The sequence below is a fragment of the Pseudoalteromonas sp. SG41-2 genome (assembly GCF_014164535.1).
Lineage (GTDB): Bacteria > Pseudomonadota > Gammaproteobacteria > Enterobacterales > Alteromonadaceae > Pseudoalteromonas > Pseudoalteromonas rhizosphaerae.
Map to the genome: position 1 here is coordinate 278,604 of NZ_JACJFK010000002.1, position 23,183 is coordinate 301,786.

General features: G+C 43.6%; 7 protein-coding genes. 5 read left to right on the plus strand and 2 right to left on the minus strand.

All coding sequences use genetic code 11. From position 1 onward, the window contains the following. The first annotated feature begins 3 nt into the window (after positions 1–3). The gene (locus H5186_RS02760) at positions 4–14,391 is read left to right on the plus strand and encodes an Ig-like domain-containing protein (protein ID WP_182794096.1); all 14,388 of its coding nucleotides are present in this window, start codon (positions 4–6) and stop codon (positions 14,389–14,391) included. Between the two features lie 317 nt (positions 14,392–14,708). Here H5186_RS02760 and H5186_RS02765 read toward each other — a convergent pair whose 3' ends face one another. Continuing rightward, a complete protein-coding gene (locus H5186_RS02765; protein ID WP_145241510.1) occupies positions 14,709–15,038 on the minus strand; it encodes a hypothetical protein in 330 nt (109 codons plus the stop codon). 29 nt (positions 15,039–15,067) lie between these two features. Beyond that, positions 15,068–17,092 carry a bifunctional tRNA (5-methylaminomethyl-2-thiouridine)(34)-methyltransferase MnmD/FAD-dependent 5-carboxymethylaminomethyl-2-thiouridine(34) oxidoreductase MnmC gene (mnmC, locus tag H5186_RS02770; RefSeq protein WP_182740843.1) on the minus strand — a complete coding sequence of 675 codons (2,025 nt, stop codon included), beginning with the start codon at positions 17,090–17,092 and terminating at the stop codon, positions 15,068–15,070. A gap of 177 nt (positions 17,093–17,269) precedes the next feature. On the opposite strand from mnmC, the gene fabB reads away from it, so the two are divergent. The 4 genes from fabB to H5186_RS02790 all read left to right on the plus strand — a co-directional run. Then, positions 17,270–18,481 carry a beta-ketoacyl-ACP synthase I gene (fabB, locus tag H5186_RS02775; RefSeq protein ID WP_145241506.1) on the plus strand — a complete coding sequence of 404 codons (1,212 nt, stop codon included), beginning with the start codon at positions 17,270–17,272 and terminating at the stop codon, positions 18,479–18,481. Between the two features lie 109 nt (positions 18,482–18,590). After that, positions 18,591–19,709 (plus strand): 4-phosphoerythronate dehydrogenase, encoded by a 1,119-nt coding sequence (locus tag H5186_RS02780; protein ID WP_182794097.1) that lies wholly within the window; start codon positions 18,591–18,593, stop codon positions 19,707–19,709. A gap of 51 nt (positions 19,710–19,760) precedes the next feature. After that, a complete protein-coding gene (locus H5186_RS02785) occupies positions 19,761–20,777 on the plus strand; it encodes an aspartate-semialdehyde dehydrogenase (protein ID WP_145241502.1) in 1,017 nt (338 codons plus the stop codon). Positions 20,778–21,096: 319 nt separating this feature from the next. Continuing rightward, a partial coding sequence (locus H5186_RS02790) for a FimV/HubP family polar landmark protein (RefSeq protein WP_310737075.1) occupies positions 21,097–23,183 on the plus strand: 2,087 nt, incomplete at its 3' end.

A 23,183-nucleotide genomic window follows, 5' to 3' on the forward strand; every position in this document is an offset into this window, starting at 1 on the left:
ATCATGGAACGTTTAAGCTTAAATAAAACTTTTTTAGGGGTTGCGATTTCTGCAGTAATAGCTAGCGGGGCTTACGCAGAAACAGTAAATGAAGCTGTAGATTTAAAACAATTTTCAAAAAAGTTAGCGCTAGAAACTGAAGATGAAATAGTTGGTATAGAGTCAAAAAGCCCATTTTCGACATTTAGTCGAGGGCAAAAAGCCCAATCACACTTAGTAAACCCAGATATAAATAATACATTAAGCTTTTTAAAAGAGCAGGGATTACTTGAAACGAATGAACAAAAAGTAAGTATTGTTAAGGGCGATAATACACAAGTAAAAAGTGATTTACTAATAAGAAAGGTGTTTGCAAGTGCAAACTGCACCCTACCAGGCGGGGCGTGCACCACTGTAAGCTCTTCTAGCTGTACTTTGAGAGGTGGTAGTGTTGGCGCTTGTGGGTCATCGCCAGAAATAGATGTTGAAGAAAGTGGATCGACAACTGTAAGCGAAGACTTTGGCAGTGTTGCAGCGGATGGTGTAGCAACTACAACAAAAACCTTTACGGTAAAAAATGAAGGCACTGGTAATTTAACGACTACGGCTGTTTCTATAACAAGTGGAAGTAGCGACTTTTCAATTACAGGCGGTACATGTGCTACGAATGGTCAAACATTAAGCTCAGGTATGCAATGTACGATACTTGTAACTGTACAAACGACAACAGTTGGTGGGATATCAGGTAATTTAAGAATTAGCAACACTGATGCAAATGAGAGTATGTATAATGTGTCTTTGAGTGCCACAGGTACTTCTACAAATTCAGCGCCTGTTGTTGATTTAAATGGTGGGATTCCAGGTACAGGGAGTTCAGTGTCATTTACCGAAGGTAGTGGTGCTGTAAATATTGCGCCCGATGCTAGTGCAGAGGATAGTGATGGCGATACAATAACAACAATAACCGTTGCATTAACCAACGATCAAAATGGCGCCTCAGAAGGCCTGAACGTAACAGCTGCGGCGCAAAACGCACTCACGGGTGGGTCTGCGGCGGATATTATACTTCAAGACACAATTTCTATCACAGGGGCAACCGTAACGGCCGCTGAAGTGGCTACCTTTTTGCAGAATATCACTTACGATAATACTTCAAATACGCCCGATGAAACTGCTAGAACGGTGACAGTGGTAATTAATGATGGCACTGTAAATAGTGTAAGTCGTACAGCGACAATTTCGGTTGCTAATATTACTTCAGCGAGTTCTGCCGCTGCTGGATTTAGTACCTTAAACGGTATAAATTTAAGCCCAGCAATTACATTTAGTGACGATAATGAAACATTAAATATTAACAATGCAGCGCATATTACAGGGTCAACGGCTGATGGCGGCGGCGGTACCGATACAATCAGTGTTGTTACCGGGAGCGACTTAACTGGGTTCACAAGCTTAACGGGTTTTGAAACCTTAACGCCCTATAACAATGGTTCATTGACATTAAGTGAAACGCAGCATGACAGTTTCACTACTATAAATGGTACAGGTACAAATCAATTTACTATCGCTAGTGCCGATGGCGATCAAACGCTAACGGGTGATGCGGATATTGAAACTTATGTGCTTGGCGCTGCAATGATCTTTACGCTTGGTAGCGCAGCGCAAAATGTAACTGGCAGCAGCGCAGATGATACCGTTAATATTAATGCCTTCACGGTAACAGGTACATTGAACGGCGCTGCGGGTACCGATATATTGCAGGCTGGCACTGGTGCTGATCTTAGTGGTGCAACAATATCTGCCTTTGAATCATTAACACTTGCCAGTGGTGCGAGTGTATTGATGACTGAGGCACAGCACGATAGTTTTACAACGTTTACAGCACCAGGCACAGAAACGATAACTATTAGCTCAGCAACGGATGGACTAACAGGCAACAGTGCGATTGAAACGTATGTTTTATCTGCACCAAATACATTCACCCTTGGCGCTGCGGGGCAAAATCTTACGGGTAGCACCGGCGACGATACTCTCAATATTGGCTCGCTTAGCGCTACCGGTATTTTAGCGGGCAACACCGGCACTGATACGTTATCTATTGGTAGTGGTGGCAGTATTTTTGGCGCCACGATTAGCGGCTTTGAAAACTTGACGGTAGCAAGTGGCGGTTCAGCAAGTATTGCTGCATCACAGCTAGCATTGTTCTCAGGCACTGTATCAGGCAGTGGTAATGAGACGCTAGATATTTTAGGTGATGGTAATTTCGCTACAGTATCAGCAATTGAAAGCTACACATTAAATGACGATAGCACGAACGCGCGTACAGTATCTATTAGCGCCGCGGGGCACTCAGTAACAGCTAGCTCCGTAACTGATGCCATTACTTTTGACATTGGCACACTAGCTTATACGGGAACAATTACCGGCGAAAATAGTGTTGCTGATACATTGTCTATGAGTAGCGGCGCAAACATCAGTAATGCCACGATTAGTAATGTGACTAATTTAACACTTGCTTCGGGTGCGTCAGTATCGATGACGGCCAGCCAGCATGGCAGTTTTACGGGCACCATAACAGCGCCAGGTTCAGAAACTATTACTATCACCGGTGATGGTGATTTCACAACCTTAACTGGTATTGAAAGCTACGATGTAGCTGATGACAGTACAAATACCAGAACAATCACCGTATCAACAGGGACCACTAATGTTACGGCTGGTTCATCAACCGACGCCATAATTTTTGCAATTGGTAACAGTGCATACACGGGCACGTTAATTGGCGAGAATAGTGTTGCCGACCAAGTACAAGTAACTGATGGTGCAGACATTAGCGGCGGTGGATTTTTAAATATAGGCACTCTTTCGTTAGCTAGTGGCGCAACAGTGGCTATTGATGCCGCTAATATTGGTAATTTTAGCACTGCTATAACGGGTAGTGCGGGCACTGAAACACTGAAACTGATGGATGGTGGGGCGTTTGATTTTACCAGTACCTCAGTGTCTGCTGTTGAAGGCGTGGCAATAGGAACTGACAATAATGCCACGATAACCTTGACTGACAACTTTAATGCCAATGGTCAAGCAGTATCAGTGTCAAATGCGAGTGGCGGTGAAATTACAGCAGCCCTATCAATAAATGCTTCAGCCTTTGCCAGTGACATATTGACAATTACAGCCAGCAATTTTAATGGCGATGATACTATTGTTGGCGGTAGCGGCGCAGATACCATCCGCCCAGGCGGTGGTACTGATTCGATGACGGGCAATGCAGGTAACGATAATTTTGTTGGCAGTGCATCACAATTATCAGGGGATACCATCACCGATCTAGCCGTAGGCGATACCTTAACGATTACTGGTGTGACAGGGCTTTCAAGTGCAAATGTGCGATTTAATGGCGCTAGCACATTAGAAGTTGATACAGATGCCACCGATTTTAATATTTCTGAACTTACGCTCTCGTTAAGTAATTCACCAGGCTCAAGTTTAGCTTTTAGCGTTGCTGACAGTGGTAGCGATACCATAATCACTTTTGTTGAGCCAAATAGCGCTCCCGTATTTAGTAGCTTGAATGGCGGTGCGACCTTTACTGAAAATGGCTCTGTGATTGTTATCGACTCTGATGTAACTATTGCTGATACTGAGCTCGATGCCCTTAATGGCGCGATGGGTAATTATAATAATGCTAGTTTAACCATTACTCGAAACGGTGGGGCGAGTACTGAAGATGTTTTTGCGAACAATAACTTATTGGGCGCGCTAATTGAGGGCAATACGTTTACTTATAATTCGACCACATTCGGAACGGTAACGACTAACTCCTCAGGTACCTTGGTACTGACCTTTAATGCTAATGCTACATCTGCAATTGTTGACTCAGTTTTACAAAGCATTACCTATCAAAATAGTTCCGAATCTCCATCATCATCAGTGACTTTGGATTATGTCTTTAATGATGGGATAGCAAACAGCGCGGGTACAAATCAAGCGATAGTGAATATTACTGGGCAAAATGATGCCCCAACGGATATTTCACTTTCATCGGCAAGTATAAATCAATCATCAACTGGACCTGGTGCTAATATAGGGGCGCTTACTACCTCAGATGTAGATACCACCGACAGTCATAGTTATACGTTTGTAAGCTCAGGCGCAAGTGTAAACGGTACATGTAGCGCTGACACAAACAATAGCAGTTTTCAGATCAGTGGCACCTTAATTCAGACGCAAGCTGCACTTAGTGCAGGAAGTTACATTGTGTGCGTACAAAGTAACGATGCAACAACAACTTTTCAAAAAGCGTTTACTATAACGGTAAATGATAATGTTGCGCCAAGTGCGCCATCTACCCCTGATTTAAATGCGGCTGCTGATTCAGGGTTATCTACTACGGATAATATTACCAACGATACCACGCCAACATTTAGTGGCACTGCTGAGAGCGGTTCAACAGTTAGTCTTTACAGCGACCAAGTTGGTGCTGGAGCAACTGTAATCGGGTCTGGCATAGCGACCGATGGCAATTGGCAAATTACCACTAGCACTTTAACTGCCGGTTTAGACCATGCTATTTCAGCAAAAGCAACAGACTCAGCAAGTAATGTAAGTAGTAGTTCAAGCGCACTTACAGTGACAATTGACACAACCGCGCCGAGCGCACCGAGCGCAGCCGATCTAACAGCAGCCAGTGATAGTGGTTCTTCGAGTACAGATAATATAACCAATAATACAACACCCACTTTTACAGGTACAGGCACCACAGGCGACACTATTACTCTTATTTCAAGTGTTGATGGCTCAATAGGCAGTACTGTTGTTAGTGGTGGGGTGTGGAGTATCACCGTAGGCTCAGCAATGACGAGTGGCTCGCATACTATTGTGGCACGCGCGACGGACTCTGCTGGTAATATTACCAATGGAACGAGTACTACAATAACCATTGATACTAACGTGAGTGCACCGAGTATTACCACCCCGATTGAAGTAGATGGTCGGATCAATGCTGTGGAAGATGCGCATGTGCTTATACAAGGTAGCGGCGCTGACTCTGGCGCTACGGTTAATGTGACCATTAGCGATGGTTCGAATAACTTATCACGGACTGTGACGGCCGATGGCTCTGGGGCATGGACTATCAGTGGTAGTGAGTTTGATGTCAGCAGCTTTAATGATGGCACGCTCACCGTCAGCGCCACACAAAGTGATTCGGCGGGTAATACTTCAAGCGCAGCCAGCACCGCGGTGATTTTAGATAACGCAGCACCAAGCGCCTTGACGATCGCCACCCCGATTGAGGTTGATGGCCGGATCAATGCCGTAGAAGATGACAGTGTATTGATCACCGGCTCTGGGGCGGAAGCCAATGCCAGTGTCAGTGTAACTATCAGCGATGGTTCGAATAACCAATCGCGGACTGTGACGGCCGATGGCTCTGGGGCATGGACTATCAGTGGTAGTGAGTTTGATGTCAGCAGCTTTAATAATGGCACGCTCACCGTCAGCGCCACACAAAGTGATGCGGCGGGTAACACCTCCAGTGCAACCAGCACCTCAGTGATTTTAGATAACGCAGCACCGAATGCCTTGACCATAACGACCCCGATTGAGGTTGATGGCCGGATCAATGCCGTAGAAGATGGCAGTGTATTGATCACCGGCTCTGGGGCAGAAGCCAATGCCAGTGTCAGTGTGACTATCAGCGATGGCGCGAATAACCAATCGCGTACTGTGACGGCTGATGGCTCTGGGGCATGGACTATCAGTGGTAGCGAGTTTGATGTCAGCAGCTTTAATAATGGCACGCTCACCGTCAGCGCCACACAAAGTGATGCGGCGGGTAACACCTCCAGTGCAGCCAGCACCTCAGTGATTTTAGATAACGCAGCACCGAATGCCTTGACGATAAGCACCCCGATTGAGGTTGATGGCCGGATCAATGCTGTAGAAGATGGCAGTGTATTGATCACCGGCTCTGGCGCAGAAGCCAATGCCAGTGTCAGTGTGACTATCAGCGATGGCGCGAATAACTTATCACGGACTGTGACGGCTGATGGCGCAGGTACATGGACTATCAGTGGTAGTGAGTTTGATGTCAGCAGCTTTAATAATGGCACGCTCACCGTCAGCGCGACACAATCTGATGCGGCGGGTAACACCTCCAGCGCAGCCAGCACCTCAGTGATTTTAGATAACGCAGCACCGAATTCACCGACAATAGCCACTCCGATAGAGGGCGATGGTAAAGTTAACGCAGCGGAAGACAGTGACGTAGTGATCACCGGCTCCGGGGCGGAAGCTAATGCCAGCGTCAGTGTGACCATCAGCGATGGCGCGAATAACTTATCACGTACCGTAACGGCTGATGGCTCTGGGGCATGGACTATCAGTGGTAGTGAGTTTGATGTAAGCAGCTTTAATAATGGCACGCTCACCGTCAGCGCCACACAAAGTGATGCGGCGGGTAACACCTCGACTACGGCAACCGCAGTAATTACGTTGGATAATCAAGCGCCAAATGCATTGACGATTACTACGCCAATTGAAGGCGACGGCAAAGTTAATGCTGTTGAAGATAACGATGTACTAGTGCAAGGATCTGGCGCAGAGTCAGGTGCAACAGTTACAGTAAATGTTGATGGTATATCTAAAACCACCACTGCAGATTCAAGTGGTAATTGGACATTATCGGGCAACGAGCTGGATATCAGTGCGCTGAATAATGGTACGCTGACGGTCTCGGCAACTCAGGCCGATAGCGCAGGTAATATCTCAATAGCTGCAACTACAACAATAACGTTGGATAACCAAGCACCAAACGCACCAACCTTTATTACGCCTATTGAGGGGGATGGTAAAGTTAACGCTGCGGAGGATAATGATGTATTAGTCCAAGGCGGGGGAGCAGAGTCAGGTGCAACAGTCACTGTGAGTATCGGTGGGGTTACTAAAACGACTACCGCAGACTCAAGTGGTAATTGGACATTATCAGATAATGAGCTGGATATCAGCGCTCTAAATAATGGCATATTGACAGTTTCGGCAACACAAACCGACGATGCGGGCAATATCTCAACGGCTGCATCAACTTCAATTACATTAGATAACATCGCACCAAATGCGGTGGCTATTACAACGCCGATTGCAGTAGATGGTATTGTAAATGCGGCTGAAGACAATGCTGTGTTGATCACAGGGTCAGGAGCAGAAGCTGGCGCAACAGTGACAGTGGGTATTAGCGGCATAAATGCAACTGTGATAGCTGATAGCAGCGGTAACTGGACACTTAATGGCAGTGAATTAGACATTAGCGCGTTAAATAATGGCACATTAACAGTATCTGCAACGCAAACCGATAGCGCAGGAAATATTTCATCTGCAGCTACAACCACTATAACCTTAGATAATGTTGCGCCAAATGCATTGGCTATCACAACGCCGATCGCTGTTGATGGCATTGTGAATGCTGCTGAAGATAATGCGTTATTAATTGTAGGATCTGGGGCAGAATCAGGCGCTGCAGTTAAGGTTGATGTTGGCGGTGTAAATGCCACCGTGACTGCTGATAGCAGCGGTAATTGGACTCTCAGTGGTAATGAGTTAGATATCAGTGCATTAAATAATGGCACATTAACGGTATCAGCAACGCAAACTGACAGCGCGGGTAATATTTCTCCAGCGGCAACGACGACGATAACCTTGGATAACAGTGCACCGCCAGTTGTTACTATTAATACGCCAATCGAAGTCGATGGCATAGTTAACGCTAGTGAAGATGATAGTGTATTGATAACCGGCTCTGGGGCAGAATCAGGCGCTGCAGTTAAGGTTGATATTGGCGGTGTAAATGCCACGGTTACAGCTGGTAGTGGTGGTAATTGGACGCTTAGCGGCAATGAGTTAGATATAAGTGCACTTAATAACGGCACTTTAACAGTATCGGTAACGCAAACTGACAGTGCAGGGAATACTTCACCTGCGGCGACCAGCTCAATTACTTTAGATAATACCACCCCAACTGGGCATGCAGTTAGCGTTGATCAAAGCTTAATTAATGCGGATAACGAATCTGCAATGAGTGTTAGTTTTACTGGGCTTGAAGGAAGTGGTTCGCTTAGTTACCAGGTAAGTGATGGCAGTAATGCTGTTACTGGTAACGCAACGATTAGTGCTGTTACGCAGCAAATTACAGGTATCGATGTTACAACATTGGCTGAGGGAGTGTTAACGTTCTCAGCAATAGTTACAGACACCGCAGGCAATGCCAGCGCAGCAGTAACTGCCACAGTAACTAAAAAATATAATGTCGTACCGGTGTTAAGTGGTTCACCAAGTACAACTACAGCTGAAGATGCAGCGTATAGTTTTATACCCACCCTTACAGACAGCGATACGCAAGATACCCATACTTTTAGCATCATTAATAAGCCAAGTTGGGCAAGCTTTGACACCAGCACGGGCGAATTAGCGGGCACGCCACAGAACCAGGATGTAGGCAGCTACGCGGCTATTACTATCAGTGTTAACGATGGCACAGATAGCGCCAGTTTAACGCCATTTACATTAGAGGTTACCAACACCAACGATGCGCCGGTAGGGCAAAACTTCGCGTTTAACCTCGATGAAGCCGCGACTTTAACCGTGGCACTTGCAAACGGGTTATTAAGTAACGCCAGCGATGATGATGCAGGCGACACACTCAGCGCAGAGCTGGTCAGTCAACCACAATTTGGTAGTGTCAGCTTAAATAGTGATGGTAGCTTTAGTTATCAACATGACGGCAGTGAAAACCACGGCGACAGCTTCACCTTCCAAGTTCGTGATAGCGCAGGTGCGTTATCGGCGGTACAGACAGTAACACTTACGGTAACGCCGGTTGCTGATGCACCGGTTGCCATGGATGACAGTGCCACCACTGCAGAAGACACGCCAGTGAACTTTAGCTTGGTAGCGAATGACAGTGATGCAGAAAATGACCTAGTGGTCGCTTCAGCGGCCATCGTATTACCCGCGAGTAAAGGCACGGTAAGTATCACCAATGGCATTGCCACGTATACACCGAATAGCAATGTAACGGGGACAGACACTTTTACTTATACGGTAAAAGATGCGGCATTGAACACCTCAACAGCGGCGACAGTGACAGTCACCATTACCCCAGTGAACGACCTCCCTGAGGTACAAGCTATCAGCTTAAGTGTGGATGAAGACACCGCATCAGCAGTGACCAATGTGCGTTCACTGGCCAGTGATGTGGAAGACACCATCCCAACGGGCACGATTAACTTAGTCAGAGCGCCAAGCTCAGGGCAGGTGGTGTTTGACCAAGCCGCGGGCACCTTTGTGTATACCCCAGATGCGAACGTTACAGGGCAAGACAGTTTCACCTACACCATTACTGACAGCGAAGGCGGAGTGTCACTGCCAGGAACCGTTACGGTAAATATTGGTGCAGTGAATGACCGCCCCGTTGTTGCTAATGATGCAGTGACGACTGATGAAGATACCGCAACAACGTTAGCTATTTTAGCAAACGACTCAGACGTAGAAGACGGTGGCTTTAATGCTGCCAACGTAAGCCTTGAAAACCAAGGCACGGGGGCGGGCATGTACGACTTTGCGACAGTCAGCGTTAACCTAGATGGTAGTTTAGCTATCGTGCCAAGCCAAGATGTGAATGGGGTATTTAGTTTCACCTACACATTAACAGACAGCGAAGGCTTAAGCTCAACCCCAGCGACCGTCACACTGACCATTAATGCCGTGAACGACGCACCAGTGGCGCTAGATAACACCGCCCAACTGCAAGAAGAAGGTTCATTTGAAGTCAACGTATTGGGTAACGACAGTGATGTTGATATCGGCGACAGCTTAGATGTGAGCAGTGTGACGGTTGTCAGTGCACCAAGCAATGGGCAAACTCAAGTAACCGCAACGGGGGCAATCATTTACACCGCCAATGCAGATTACTATGGTGACGACAGCTTTACTTACACAGTTAAAGACAGCAATGGCGCGATATCTAACCTTGCTACTGTCACCATGACCGTGAACCCAGTCAATGATGCACCTTTAGGTATTCCGCAAAGTTTAATACTTGCTGAAGATAATAGCGTCTTGATCACCTTAGTTGGCTCAGATATTGAGAACGATGATCTAAGCTATCGTCTTGATGAAGGCGCATTACATGGCTCGCTTGTGCAGCAAAGTAATGATAGTTGGTTATATACGCCAAACGCTAATTATAACGGCAGTGATGGCTTTAGTTTTGTTGTTAATGATGGACAGTTAGATTCAACAACAACCCCGGTATCGTTAGTTATCACCGCAGTTAATGACGCGCCAATTGTGGGTCTACAAACTGGCGTTACTGATGAAGACATGCCAGTCGTTATGAACTTACTCGGTAGTGATGTTGATGGTGATAGATTAACTTATACAATCGTTAGTCAACCAACTCATGGCGCTGCGACTATCTCAGGTGAGCAAGTTACTTATCAAGGCAGTGCAAATTACTTTGGTGACGATCAGTTTAGCTATATAGCGAATGATGGATTACTTGATTCAGCACCAAGCACAGTGTCAGTAACGATTAATAGTATTAACGATTTGCCAGTGATTACTGGAGTACCAAGCTTAGCTATTAATGAAAATGACTTATATAGCTTTGTACCACTAGCGACAGATAATGATGGCGATAACCTCAGCTTCAGTATTGAAAATAAACCAAGTTGGTTGAACTTTGATACCACCACAGGGGAGCTATCAGGCAGACCAAGCAATGCAGATGTAGGAAGTTATGCAGGCATCACGGTGAGTGTAACGGATGGGATTGCAAGCCAAAGTTTAACCCCATTTACACTGACAGTAGTGAATGTTAACGATGCACCAACAATCAGCGGTTCACCTGCAACATCAATCGCGCAAGATACAGGTTACTCATTTACGCCAATTGTGTCAGATATTGATAATACCAGTTTATCATTGACGATTGCGAACAAGCCGAGTTGGGCAACGTTTGATAGCACAAGTGGTACATTAAGTGGTATACCGACGCGAGATAATGTTGGTCTATATAGCAATATTTTGATCACCGTAAGCGATGGGCAGTTAAGCAGTACGCTTAACCCATTTAGTATTGATGTAACGTATGTAAATGCGCCGCCTGTTGCTAATGATATGGTAATGCGCGTTAAAGAAGATAATAATCTCAGTGTTAGTGCTCAAGTTAGTGACAGTGATAACGACAATTTAGTTATAGAAGTGGTCACTCAGCCACAGTTTGGTAGCTTAACGGTGCAAGGAACGGTATTTAGTTATCAGCCACAGGCTGATTATCATGGTAGCGACACCTTTAGCTATTTAGTGACTGATGGTAAAGCAAGTTCAGCTATAGCTACGGCGTTAATTACTGTTGAGTCAGTAAACGATCAACCGGTCGCTGTGGAAGATACCTTTGACTTAGCGCGAACTGAAAGCGGCCGTTATATACTTGATGTATTGGCGAATGACACTGATGTTGATGGTGATGTAATAACAATTATTGGTGCTAGGGCGTCAGTGGGTACAGTGAGTATTGTTGACCAGCAGCTTGTCTATCAATTTAGCGCAAGTACCCAAGGCACTATTAAAGTTGAGTATATTATTGCCGACCCAGCGCAAGCACAAAGCACAGGGTTTGCTTATATTAACTTTACTGATAGCCAAGCGGATGCACCAACCATTACACCTCCAGCTGCTGTGAATGTTGATGCAACAGGATTGTTTACTCGAGTTAAGTTGGGTACAGCTCTTGCGTTTGATAGCGAGCAAAACCCTCTACCTGTTACTACTATCAATCAAAGTATGTTGTTTACGCCAGGCGTACATCAAGTGTATTGGCAAGCGATAGACAGTAATGGTAAAACCACAACTGCTAGCCAGCAAGTAATGGTTCACCCGCAAATATCACTAGGTAAAAATAAAGTTGTTGCTGAGGATCAAAGTTATACCACTCGGGTTTACTTGAATGGACCAGCGGCAAGTTATCCTGTCACTGTACCTTACAGCGTATCTGGAACCGCAACATCAGATGATCATGATTTAATCAGCGGTGAAGTGGTTATTGAACAAGGCCTCGTTGGTGAGATCAACTTTAGAGTCTTTGCAGATAGTGAGATTGAAGCGGATGAAACAATTGTTATAACGCTTGACGATAGCCTTAATACTGGCGCGCAAGCCTCTAATATTATGACTATTTCAGAGAGTAATATAGCACCAAGCTTAGTTACGATAACGGAGCAAAATAATCAGCCTCGGCCATTTGTTTTAGCCAGTGACGATCTCGTAACAATTACAGCGTTGGCAACAGATAATAACCCTGGAGATAATATTTCATTTAGTTGGCAAGCAGCAGATGAACGGATTGTTGATCTAGGTAATGCGGCTGATACATTTGTGTTCTCTACAGCTGAACTCGATATTGGTATTTATGAAATAGCAGTAACCGCAACAGATGACGCTGTGGATAGCTTATCAACTACAGTGACCAGTTATGTTGAAGTGGTAGCTCAGTTACCTGAGTTAACAACTGCCGATACTGATAATGACTTAATACCAGACAATATCGAAGGTCTACAAGATAATGACCGTGATGGTATTCCTGATTATTTGGATAATATTAATGAATGTAATGTATTACCTGAGCAAGTAAATGAGTCAGCGCAGTTTCTTGTCGAGGGGGATGCGGGAGCATGTTTAAGAAAAGCATTCTCAAGCATACAAAATAGCAGTGGCGCAGCACAATTGTTTGAAAATGAATTGCCTGCAGATGTTGGGATGGATAACTCTGGTGGTTACTTTAGCTTTATAGTAACCGCCATGGAGCAAAAAGGTGAAAACTACCACATAGTGCTTCCGCAAAGAATGCCAATACCAGCGGGGGCGATTTATAGAAAGCTTATCAATAATGAGTGGATTGACTTTAATACCAGCAACGGCGATAAGGTCTATTCTACTCAAGGTGAGCAAGGGTATTGCCCTTCACCAAATAGTCAGCTGTGGCAAGAAGGGCTTAAAGAAGGTGACTGGTGTGTACAATTACGCATAACTGATGGTGGTATCAATGATGCTGATGGCATAGCGAATGGTCAAATTGTTGATCCAGGCGGCGTTAGCGTTATGAGTAGTAATAACAGCGCGCCTGTTACACAATCAGATCAAGTAACTATTGCACTAGGTAATAGTATTGTTATTGATGTGCTTAGTAATGATAGCGATGCAGATAATGATGTACTGACGCTCACCAGTGCAAGTGTTGATTTTGGTGAGGTAGCAATCGTTAATAATCAACTTAGTTATCAACCATTACTTGATTTTATTGGTACTGCAACGATCAACTACAGTGTGTCTGATGGTAAAGGTGGAACAGCCTTTGGTACAGCGACTGTTAGTGTGGTAGTAAACAGTGCCCCAACAACTATTGGTGATACTGCAAGCACCAATGACCGCACGCAAATAGTTATTGATGTGCTCTCCAATGATAGCGATGCGGATGGCGACGCACTTAGTTTAATAAGCGCGCAAGCTACGCAAGGCACAGTCACTATAAATAACGATGGCACATTGAATTACCAGCCCAAAGCAGGTTTTGAAGGTGTTGATTTTATTGAGTATACAGTTTCTGACAGTAAAGGTGCTGAAGCAAAAGGAGAAGTAAAAGTGACCGTAAAAGCTTATACAACCACCACGGTTAAAAATAGCTCATCAGGTAGTTTAGGCAGCACCATGGTGTTGTTAATGATTGGGTTAGTCTTTATACGTCGCCAATCAAAACTGACGCCATGGGCTTTACTCGCTACGGCTGTGGTAGTCAGTCAGCCTGTACTAGCTGGTGAGTGGTCTATGGATGGCACGATTGGTTATGCGGCCGTTGCAGGCTCCACCACAACTGATCAATCAGTCGAATTAGCGAATACTGAATACGATGATACCGATATTAGTTGGTCAATAGGTGGGATTTATTCGTTAGCGACTAATTGGCAATTTGGCGTACGCTATATCAACTTAGGTGAAGGTAGTATGACCTTTGTTGGAGATACGCTTGATCCAAGTAATGCGCAATTGAATGTATCACAAACCGTGCCGGTATTGTCACAAGGACCTGCGATACAAACAGCTTATGTATTTCCGCTGTTGGGCCAAGTTAAGAGTAAGGTTTTTGTAGGGGCTTTCCATTATCATTATTCAATCGATAGCCGCTCATCTACGGGGCAAAAAATTACATATAGTGACACCAATACACGCCCTTATTTTGGCGGGCAATTAGCTTATCCAGTGCTTGAAAATACAGATGTTTCAATTAACTATAGCCATTATAAGCTAAGAGAAAATGATGTAAATGAATGGGCGCTAGGGTTCCAATATCAATTTTAGGAGTCATTAAAGCGTAAATAAAACGGCTAGCCTTCTAGCCGTTTTTGCATTTAATACTTAAACAACCCAAGTTTAGCCACAATGCCTTTTTCAAGATCATTGAGCTGCTTAACTGTCTTATCAAGATGATCCGCTTCTTGGGCAAGCGATTACCTTCTAACATCGGAAATAAATTAGGGTATTTAAGATAGTGATCACCTTTAAGCCATTAGCTTCGGGTCTCACGGTATCGGGCCTCGTTTTGCTTTGGTGCTTTTGCTATAAGCTTAACAATTTGTTTTATGCATACGTATTCAGATCAGTTCGCCGTCAAGCGATTATGGTTGCGTGATCATAATCGCTATTTCGGTTCGGTAGTCACGAGCATATAAGCTGATCCGCACGGTTTTCTTGTCGATGGTATAAAACAACGTTCGGCGTTTATTATCACCGATAATAAGCTCAGACTTACCTAAAGCTTGTTGATAAAAAGCACTCACTTTTGTAATCGACTGAGCAACATAGCCAGTTTGTATCAGTGGGTAGTCATCGGCAATTTGTAATGAGTACTTAAAATCAGCTGGTAGCGGAACGCTGTCTAAATTTGCAGCGCAAGTCACTGAGGTTAGGCTTATTGCTAACATCAGTGGTGTTATTATTTTTATCACATCGGTTCCTACACGCTATTTTTGCTAAGTTAAATTTTATTTCGAATTAAATCTCTTACAATAAAGCGGGCTGGGTGAATCGCTTGGCTTACTCGTTCACTCAAAGGCTGTGGTTCATTGTTAAGTGCAGCAACTAATTGTTCTGCACACAGGGGCGCACTGCATAAGCCACGAGCCCCAAAGCCTGTGAGTATGTGTAGTCCTTGTTGTGGTTTTTGTAAGGATTGATATTGATAGCGTTTCCCTGCGCGTAAATTAGCAAACGCGTGAATATAATCACTTTGCTGCGGCCATTCTCCGGCCATAGGGAGGTGATCAATAAAACTACAACGTACAGCGGCTTTAGCTGCCGTGATCTCACCTAGACTACTGGCAAAGTCGGTTTGTCCATAAAAGTGAAGCAGTTGCTCGCGATTTGTTTGATTGTCTTGGTCTTTGACTGCGCGGCTTTTTGAGTTTTTCTCGAATGTTGCGCCCATACAGTGATGGTCTAAATAAGCAGGAGTAAAGTAGCCTTTATGACATAGCACGGTTTTTAGTTTACGTGATGCCGGGCTTGCTTGTACATGGGATACTTGACCACGCACGCCAACAATTGGCAGAGCCTGAGTTTGTACAAAACGGTCGCTGTGCTCACCAGCACATACAATAACGTCACTAAATGGGCCAAACTGTTGCCCTTGGCTCAATAGCAGCCAGCCTTGCGGGGTTTTCTCAAGTTGTTCGATATCACAATTAAAATGGCTTTTAATTGGTTTGAGTTTATGGGCTTGTTGGAACAGAGCGCTGACTAATTGTGGTGGGTTAACCCATCCACCTAACGGGAAATATACGCCAGAGTAGCCTGTACTTACACCAGCAATTTCATCACCTTGCTCAGGCGTTACGCCGTGCATGAGTTCATCTGGCCACAGCTGTTTATGTTCAATATTTTGATGGCGCTCAACTAAGGGTTGTTTGATCGCGTGTTGTAATACGCCGCACCATTGATGATCATAGTGAAAGCCATTCTCAGTGAGTTGCTGATAAAGTCGTTTCGCATATAAAAAACTGTGCGCAAAAAGCTCACTGTGCGGGGAGTTTTTTGCTTGTAAGTGCGGATAAATCGCACCTTGCACATTATGAGATGCGCCCATCGCGAGTTGGGGATCTTGGCAAAAAAGTTGGCTGTTAACCCCACGTTTCGCCAAGCTGTATAAAATAGCGCTGCTGGCTATTCCTCCGCCAATGACAGCGACGTTTTTAAGTGAACTTTGCTGATGAGCCAGATAAGGTGGCGCCGATTGTGCTTGGTTAGCATGGGCTAAAGAACCAATCAGCATTTCATTTTTTTTGCCATGACCTTTGATTTTTTGTACCGCAAACCCTGCATCAGCAAGACCTCTACGTACAACACCTGCAACCGTAAAGGTTGCGAACGTGGCATTACTACGAGAAATATCCACCATTGAATTAAATAAGGCTGGCTGCCACATTTCGGGATTTTTACTCGGTGCAAAGCCATCTAGATACCATGCATCGATAATACCTGTTTGCGGGTAGCTTATAGCTGCGAGTGATTCTTGCACATCGCCAAAATATAAATCGAGTATAATTCGACCATTATCAAATTCAAGACGATGGCAACCAGCCAAATTAATCGGGTACTTAGCAAGTAACTGTTTACTCAATGGTGCTAAACTAGGCCATACTTGCAATGCCTTTTGCAGATCGTCTGTTTTAATCGGATACTTTTCAAAAGAAATAAAATGTAAGCGCTGCACATTTTGTTGTGCTGGGTTGTGAACTTCTTGACTATGATGTTGCCTACTGGTTAGATTATTTTTAAATTGTTGCCATGTATTTAAAAAATTAAGACCAGTACCAAAACCAGTTTCAGCGATAACGAAATGTGCACGGTCATGATTTTGTAATCGATGAGGCATATTATTTTGCTGGTAGAACACATAATCAGACTCAGCTTGGCCATCATCGTTCGAAAAGTAGACATCGTTAAAGTTGTCTGCAACGGGTGTACCTAAGTTATTAAAGTGAATTTCAGCGTTTTTAATCATGGCATGCAATTAATGAGTACTTTTTTTCATTATTTTACGTGTTTTCTTTGAAATAGTCTGGCGTTATTTATAAGCTAGAGGTTCAGAGTACAAGTGTACGCTAGAAAGCTGACCACTTCGTTGTAAGTTTCAGCGTAAAATAGAACACAATTTAGTATCAAGCTAAGGTAATTACCCATGAGAAGAGCCGTTATTACGGGCATCGGTGTTGTATCAAGCATCGGTAACAACAAAGAAGAAGTATTAGAATCGTTAAAAACAGGTAAGAGCGGAATCGCTTTTAACCCAGAATTTGCTGAATATAAGTTACGTAGTAACGTATCTGGCAAAATTGATATTGACGTTAAAGAGTTTGTTGATCGTAAAGCAATGCGCTTTATGGGCGATGCCGCTGCGTATTCGTATATCTCAATGGCACAAGCAATTGCAGATTCTGGTTTATCTGATGATCAAGTATCAAATGAGCGCACGGGTATCATTGTGGGTTCCGGTGGTGGTTCATCTAAATGGCAGGTTGAAGCGGCTGACATTTTACGTGAAAAAGGCGTAAAACGTGTAGGTCCTTATATGGTTCCGCGCACCATGGCCAGTACAACATCGGCATGCTTAGCAACACCATTTAAAATTAAAGGTGTTAACTACTCAATCAGTTCAGCATGTGCAACCTCTGCACACTGTATTGGTAACGCAGTTGAGCAAATCCAATTAGGCAAACAAGACGTTGTTTTTGCCGGTGGCGGTGAAGAGCTTCACTGGACATTGGCAATGGAATTTGACGCAATGGGCGCACTTTCTACTAAATATAACGAAACGCCTGAAAAAGCCTCTCGTACTTATGATGCTAACCGCGATGGATTTGTTATCTCTGGTGGTGGCGGTATTGTTGTTGTTGAAGAACTTGAACATGCGCTTGCACGTGGTGCACACATTTATGCTGAAGTTGTTGGCTATGGCGCAACATCTGATGGCTATGACATGGTTGCACCATCAGGTGAAGGTGCTGCACGTTGTATGCGTCAAGCAATGCAAGGCGTTGACAGCATTGATTATCTAAACACTCACGGTACATCTACACCAGTAGGTGATGTAAAAGAGTTAGGAGCAATTCAAGAAGTATTTGGTGGTAATTCACCGATGATCAGCGCGACTAAAGCAATGACAGGCCATGCACTGGGCGCCGCTGGTGTGCATGAAGCTATTTTCTCACTATTGATGTTAGAGCATAGCTTTGTTGCGCCTTCAATCAATATTGATGAGCTAGATGAACAAGCTGCAGGCTTAAACATTATCACTGAGCGTAAAGACGTTGAACTAAATACTGTTATGTCTAACAGTTTTGGTTTTGGTGGTACTAACGCCACGTTAGTGATGAGTAAATATAAAGGCTAATTAAAAAGCCACATTACAATTAAAGCCGAGCAACTTGCTCGGCTTTTTCGTTTTCAAAGTCGGCTATGTTCGTTACAATAGCGGCTCTTAGTGCTTACTGGACTTGTTAATGAAAATTCTTGCAGACCAAAACATGCCACTTGTTGAGCAATATTTTGCTGATTTTGGTGAAGTAACGCGTTTTGATGGTCGCACATTACAAAGCGAACAGCTAATTGATGTTGATGTATTATTAACTCGCTCGGTAACCTCAGTAAATGAAGCACTGTTAATACATGCTAATAAATTACACTACGTAGGTACGGCGACAATCGGCGTTGATCATATTGATACTGATTTACTCAAACAACGTGATATTGCATTTACGAGCGCACCTGGTTGTAATGCCGTTGCTGTGGCTGAATATGTGATCAGTAGCTTGTTTGCACTGTGCCAAGAAAATGCCTGCACCTTGGAACACAAAACCATTGGGATTGTCGGAGTGGGCAGTATTGGTAGCTGTTTGCGAGATAAATTAGCCGCGCTTAATGTCACTGTATTAGTATGCGATCCACCTAAGCATGAAGCGGGACAATTAGCCGAGCATACAGATATTGATGAGTTGTTGAGTAAAGCGGATATCGTCACTTTCCATGTGCCGTTAGTAACGACCGGTAAACATAGTACCTTGCATTTAATGAACAAAGCGCGTTTAGCAGCGCTTAAACCTGGCACTATTTTGATTAATGCCAGTCGCGGCGATGTGGTCGATAATCATGCTCTACTGGAAATTATGCGCGGTGGTGCCAAGCTCGATGTGGTATTAGATGTATGGGAAAACGAACCTTCTATATTAACTGAATTGCTTGAGTTTGTGCGTTATGCCAGTGTCCATATCGCAGGCCATACCTTAGAGGGTAAAGCACGTGGCACGCAAATGCTCTATGAAAAGTTGTGCGAGCTTAAAGGTTTGCAAACAGGCAAAGCATTAGCTGATTTTTTACCAGTGCCCGCGTTTACCCAAGTTACATTACAAGAAACCTTTAGCGAAGCTGATTTAGGTCAGTTGATCCATCTGGTTTACGATGTGCGTCGTGATGATGGTATTTTGCGATGCAACTTAGCAAGTGAAGGGTTTGATAGCTTACGTAAAAACTACCCCATTCGACGTGAATTTAGCACAGTCAAAGTGCTAGGTGCAGGCGCATATTCGCCTTTGCTGCAAGGGCTTGGTTTCGTAGTCGAATAACTTAAAATTTAAACAGCGGCCACAATGGCGGCTGTTAAACGAGGAATACACATGTCACAAAAATATAATGTTGCCGTACTTGGCGCTACAGGTCTTGTTGGTCGCCAAATTATTGAAACGTTAGAAGATCGTAAGTTTCCTGTTGATCAATTATTTTTATTGGCAAGTAGTCGCAGCGCTGGTGAAGATATTAAGTTTCGTGGTGAAACTATTGAAGTGCAGGACGTTGAAGGGTTTGACTTTAGCCAAGCGCATATTGGTTTATTTTCTGCTGGTGGCAGTGTGTCAGAAAAATACGCACCTATTGCCGCTGATGCAGGATGTGTAGTAATTGATAACACTTCGCACTTTAGAAATGATTTTGAAATACCACTGGTTGTGCCAGAAGTAAATGCAGCAAGCCTTGCTGATTTTAGAAATCGCAATATCATTGCTAATCCTAATTGCTCAACTATTCAAATGATGGTGGCATTAAAACCTATTTATGATGCATACGGCATCGATCGTATTAATGTATCTACTTATCAAGCAGTATCGGGTGCAGGCAAAAAAGCGGTTGATGAACTTGCAAAACAAACTGCTAATTTAATGAATGCACGCCCTGTAGATAGCGAAATATTTCCAAAGCAGATGGCGTTTAATGTTATCCCACAAATTGATGTTTTTGAAGATAACGGTTACACCCGTGAAGAAATGAAGATGGTTAACGAAACCCATAAAATTCTGGGTGATACCACAATTGCTGTTAATCCGACGTGTGTACGAGTTCCGGTATTTTTTGGTCACTCAGAAGCGATTAACATTGAAACACGTATGCCTTACGACTTTGAACATGTAAAACAGTTACTTAATGACGCGCCAGGGCTTGAACTTATAGAAGACGAAGGGGATTACCCAACCCCGGTTACGGATGCAAGTGGTAATGACATTGTGTATGTAGGGCGCTTACGTCAAGATATCTCACATCCGCATGGTTTAAATATGTGGGTTGTAAGTGATAATACCCGTAAAGGGGCCGCAACGAACAGCGTGCAAATAGCTGAAGAGTTGATAGCGAACTATCTTTAATTAAAAGTAAGAAAAGCGGCAGTTTGTCGCTTTTTTATTTTTTAACTGCCAAATAATTGCCGCATAGCTGCTAAAAGCGTATAAACTTAATCTTAACGATAAAAAATTCTTCCAGCTGATAAAGTTTAAGCTATTACGTATCAAAGTGTTGCGATGGATATTAAGCCGCAACTGGTTTATAGTTTGCAACTGGAATAGAGCTTGCAGGAAAGACTTAATTAACTATTTATTTATGTACGTTATTTCTGCAAGAAATAATCAATGTTTAAGCGTCTAATTTAATGGCGCTGCGTTAACATTTAAACATTAAAGGATCAGCATGCGCGGTTTAGCTACACTCCTCTTATTAGCGTCTGCATTGGTGGTAACACCGATATACTCCCAAGACGGTGGCCAACTTAAAGGCCCTAAAGGCGTTGATTATGGCGTTCAAGGGCGTTCTATTGGGCCAATAAAGCCAACCGATACGCTATGGCGAATTGCTGCAAAAGTGCGACCAGATAACTCCGTCAGTATTTATCAGGTTATGCAGGCTTTATATGAAAAAAATCCGCAATCATTTTTAGATCAAAATCTCAATCATATGCGCGATGGTGCGTATTTAAAAATTCCTACCTTAGCCGATATCCGCGCAGTAAGCCCGGAGCTTGCCAAACAGCGCTCAGAGCAAGATGATGAGCTATGGGAAAAAAAGAAAAATGGCACGCTTACGAACAGCGAAATTACTGCTTCACAAACCAAAGTAACTCAAGCACGCAAAGTGGATGTTGATGAAGCTAAGCAAGAATTAAAACAAGAAATCAACAGCATTAAAACCCAACAGGGCAGTCAGCTTGTTGAATTACAAAAGCAGTTCAAGTCGTCAGTTGATAATGTCGAAGAAATTTTAGTTGAAAACAATAAATTAAAGCAACAGTTAACTGGTGTGTCTAAAGAGCTTGAAAATATTCGTGAGCAACTTGGTAAAGACAGTGAAATTCAACGCCAACTTTCTGAATTGATTGCAAAACAGAACGAAATTATAGAGCAACAACAAGCAAAAAAGCTCGAAGAGACTAGTGAGTTTGACTTTGCTGGGCTGTTAGCCAATCCGCTAGTTCTTATTTTATTAATGACAATTCCAGCGTTATTGATCATCTTTGCAATCGTGATGTTTTTACGTAAACGTAATAAAGAAGATGAAAGCACAGATGATGACGAATTTTTACCACAAAGCCCTAGTTATACAACAGAGGATGATGTTGACTTAGGACCATCACTTGATCCAATTATTCCAGATCCAGTTCAAGAAGACGATGATGTAAGTATTCAGCTTGATGATCTTGAGAACGATATTTTACCAGATGACGACGATATTATTTTTGATGACAATATTGATGATGCGTTTGAGGATGGTGACAGTTTATTAAATCAAGACGAATTAGATGGCTTACTGAGCGACGACATTGTATTTTCTGATGAAAGTGACGAAGCTAAAGAAGATGATGAACTTGATATCTTCATGCAGCAAGATTTTGATCAAGCAGATGATGATAGCTTAGGTGATGACATTGATTTAGATATTAAAGCCGACAACAATGATGGCGATATTTTAAGTGCAGCAGATCTAGATGATTTATTTGCTAATGACAGCGATGAACCGACTGCTGAATTAGATGACTCGCTTGATTCAGATGATGACTTAGCAGCACTCAGTGAAGAGTTAGCAGATGAAGGTGATGATTTTGACATTGATGCATTGATTGATGAACAAAGTAGTAATCAACCGACAGATAAGAATGACGGCGATAATGACGAATTTGATTTAGACGATATTGACAGTTTAATTGATGAAGCTGGTGATAAAGCAACAGCAGAGCCAGAGCTGGCAGAAGAAGATGAATTTGATTTAGACGATATTGATAGTTTAATTGATGAAGCTGGCGATAAAGCAACTGCAGAGCCTGAGCTGGCAGAAGAAGACGAATTTGATTTAGACGATATTGATAGTTTAATTGATGAAGCTGGCGATAAAGCGACTGTAGAGCCTGAGCTGGCAGAAGAAGACGAATTTGATTTAGACGACATCGATAGTTTAATTGATGAAGCTGGCGATAAAGCAACAGCAGAGCCGGAGCTGGCTGAAGAAGACGAATTTGATTTAGACGATATTGACAGTCTGCTTGATGAAGCTGGCGATAAAGCAACAGCAGAGCCGGAGCTGGCTGAAGAAGATGAATTTGATTTAGACGACATCGATAGTTTAATTGATGAGACTGGCGATAAAGCAATAGCAGAGCCAGAGCTGGCTGAAGAAGACGAATTTGATTTAGACGATATTGACAGTCTGCTTGATGAAGCTGGCGATAAAGCAACAGCAGAGCCGGAGCTGGCTGAAGAAGATGAATTTGATTTAGACGACATCGA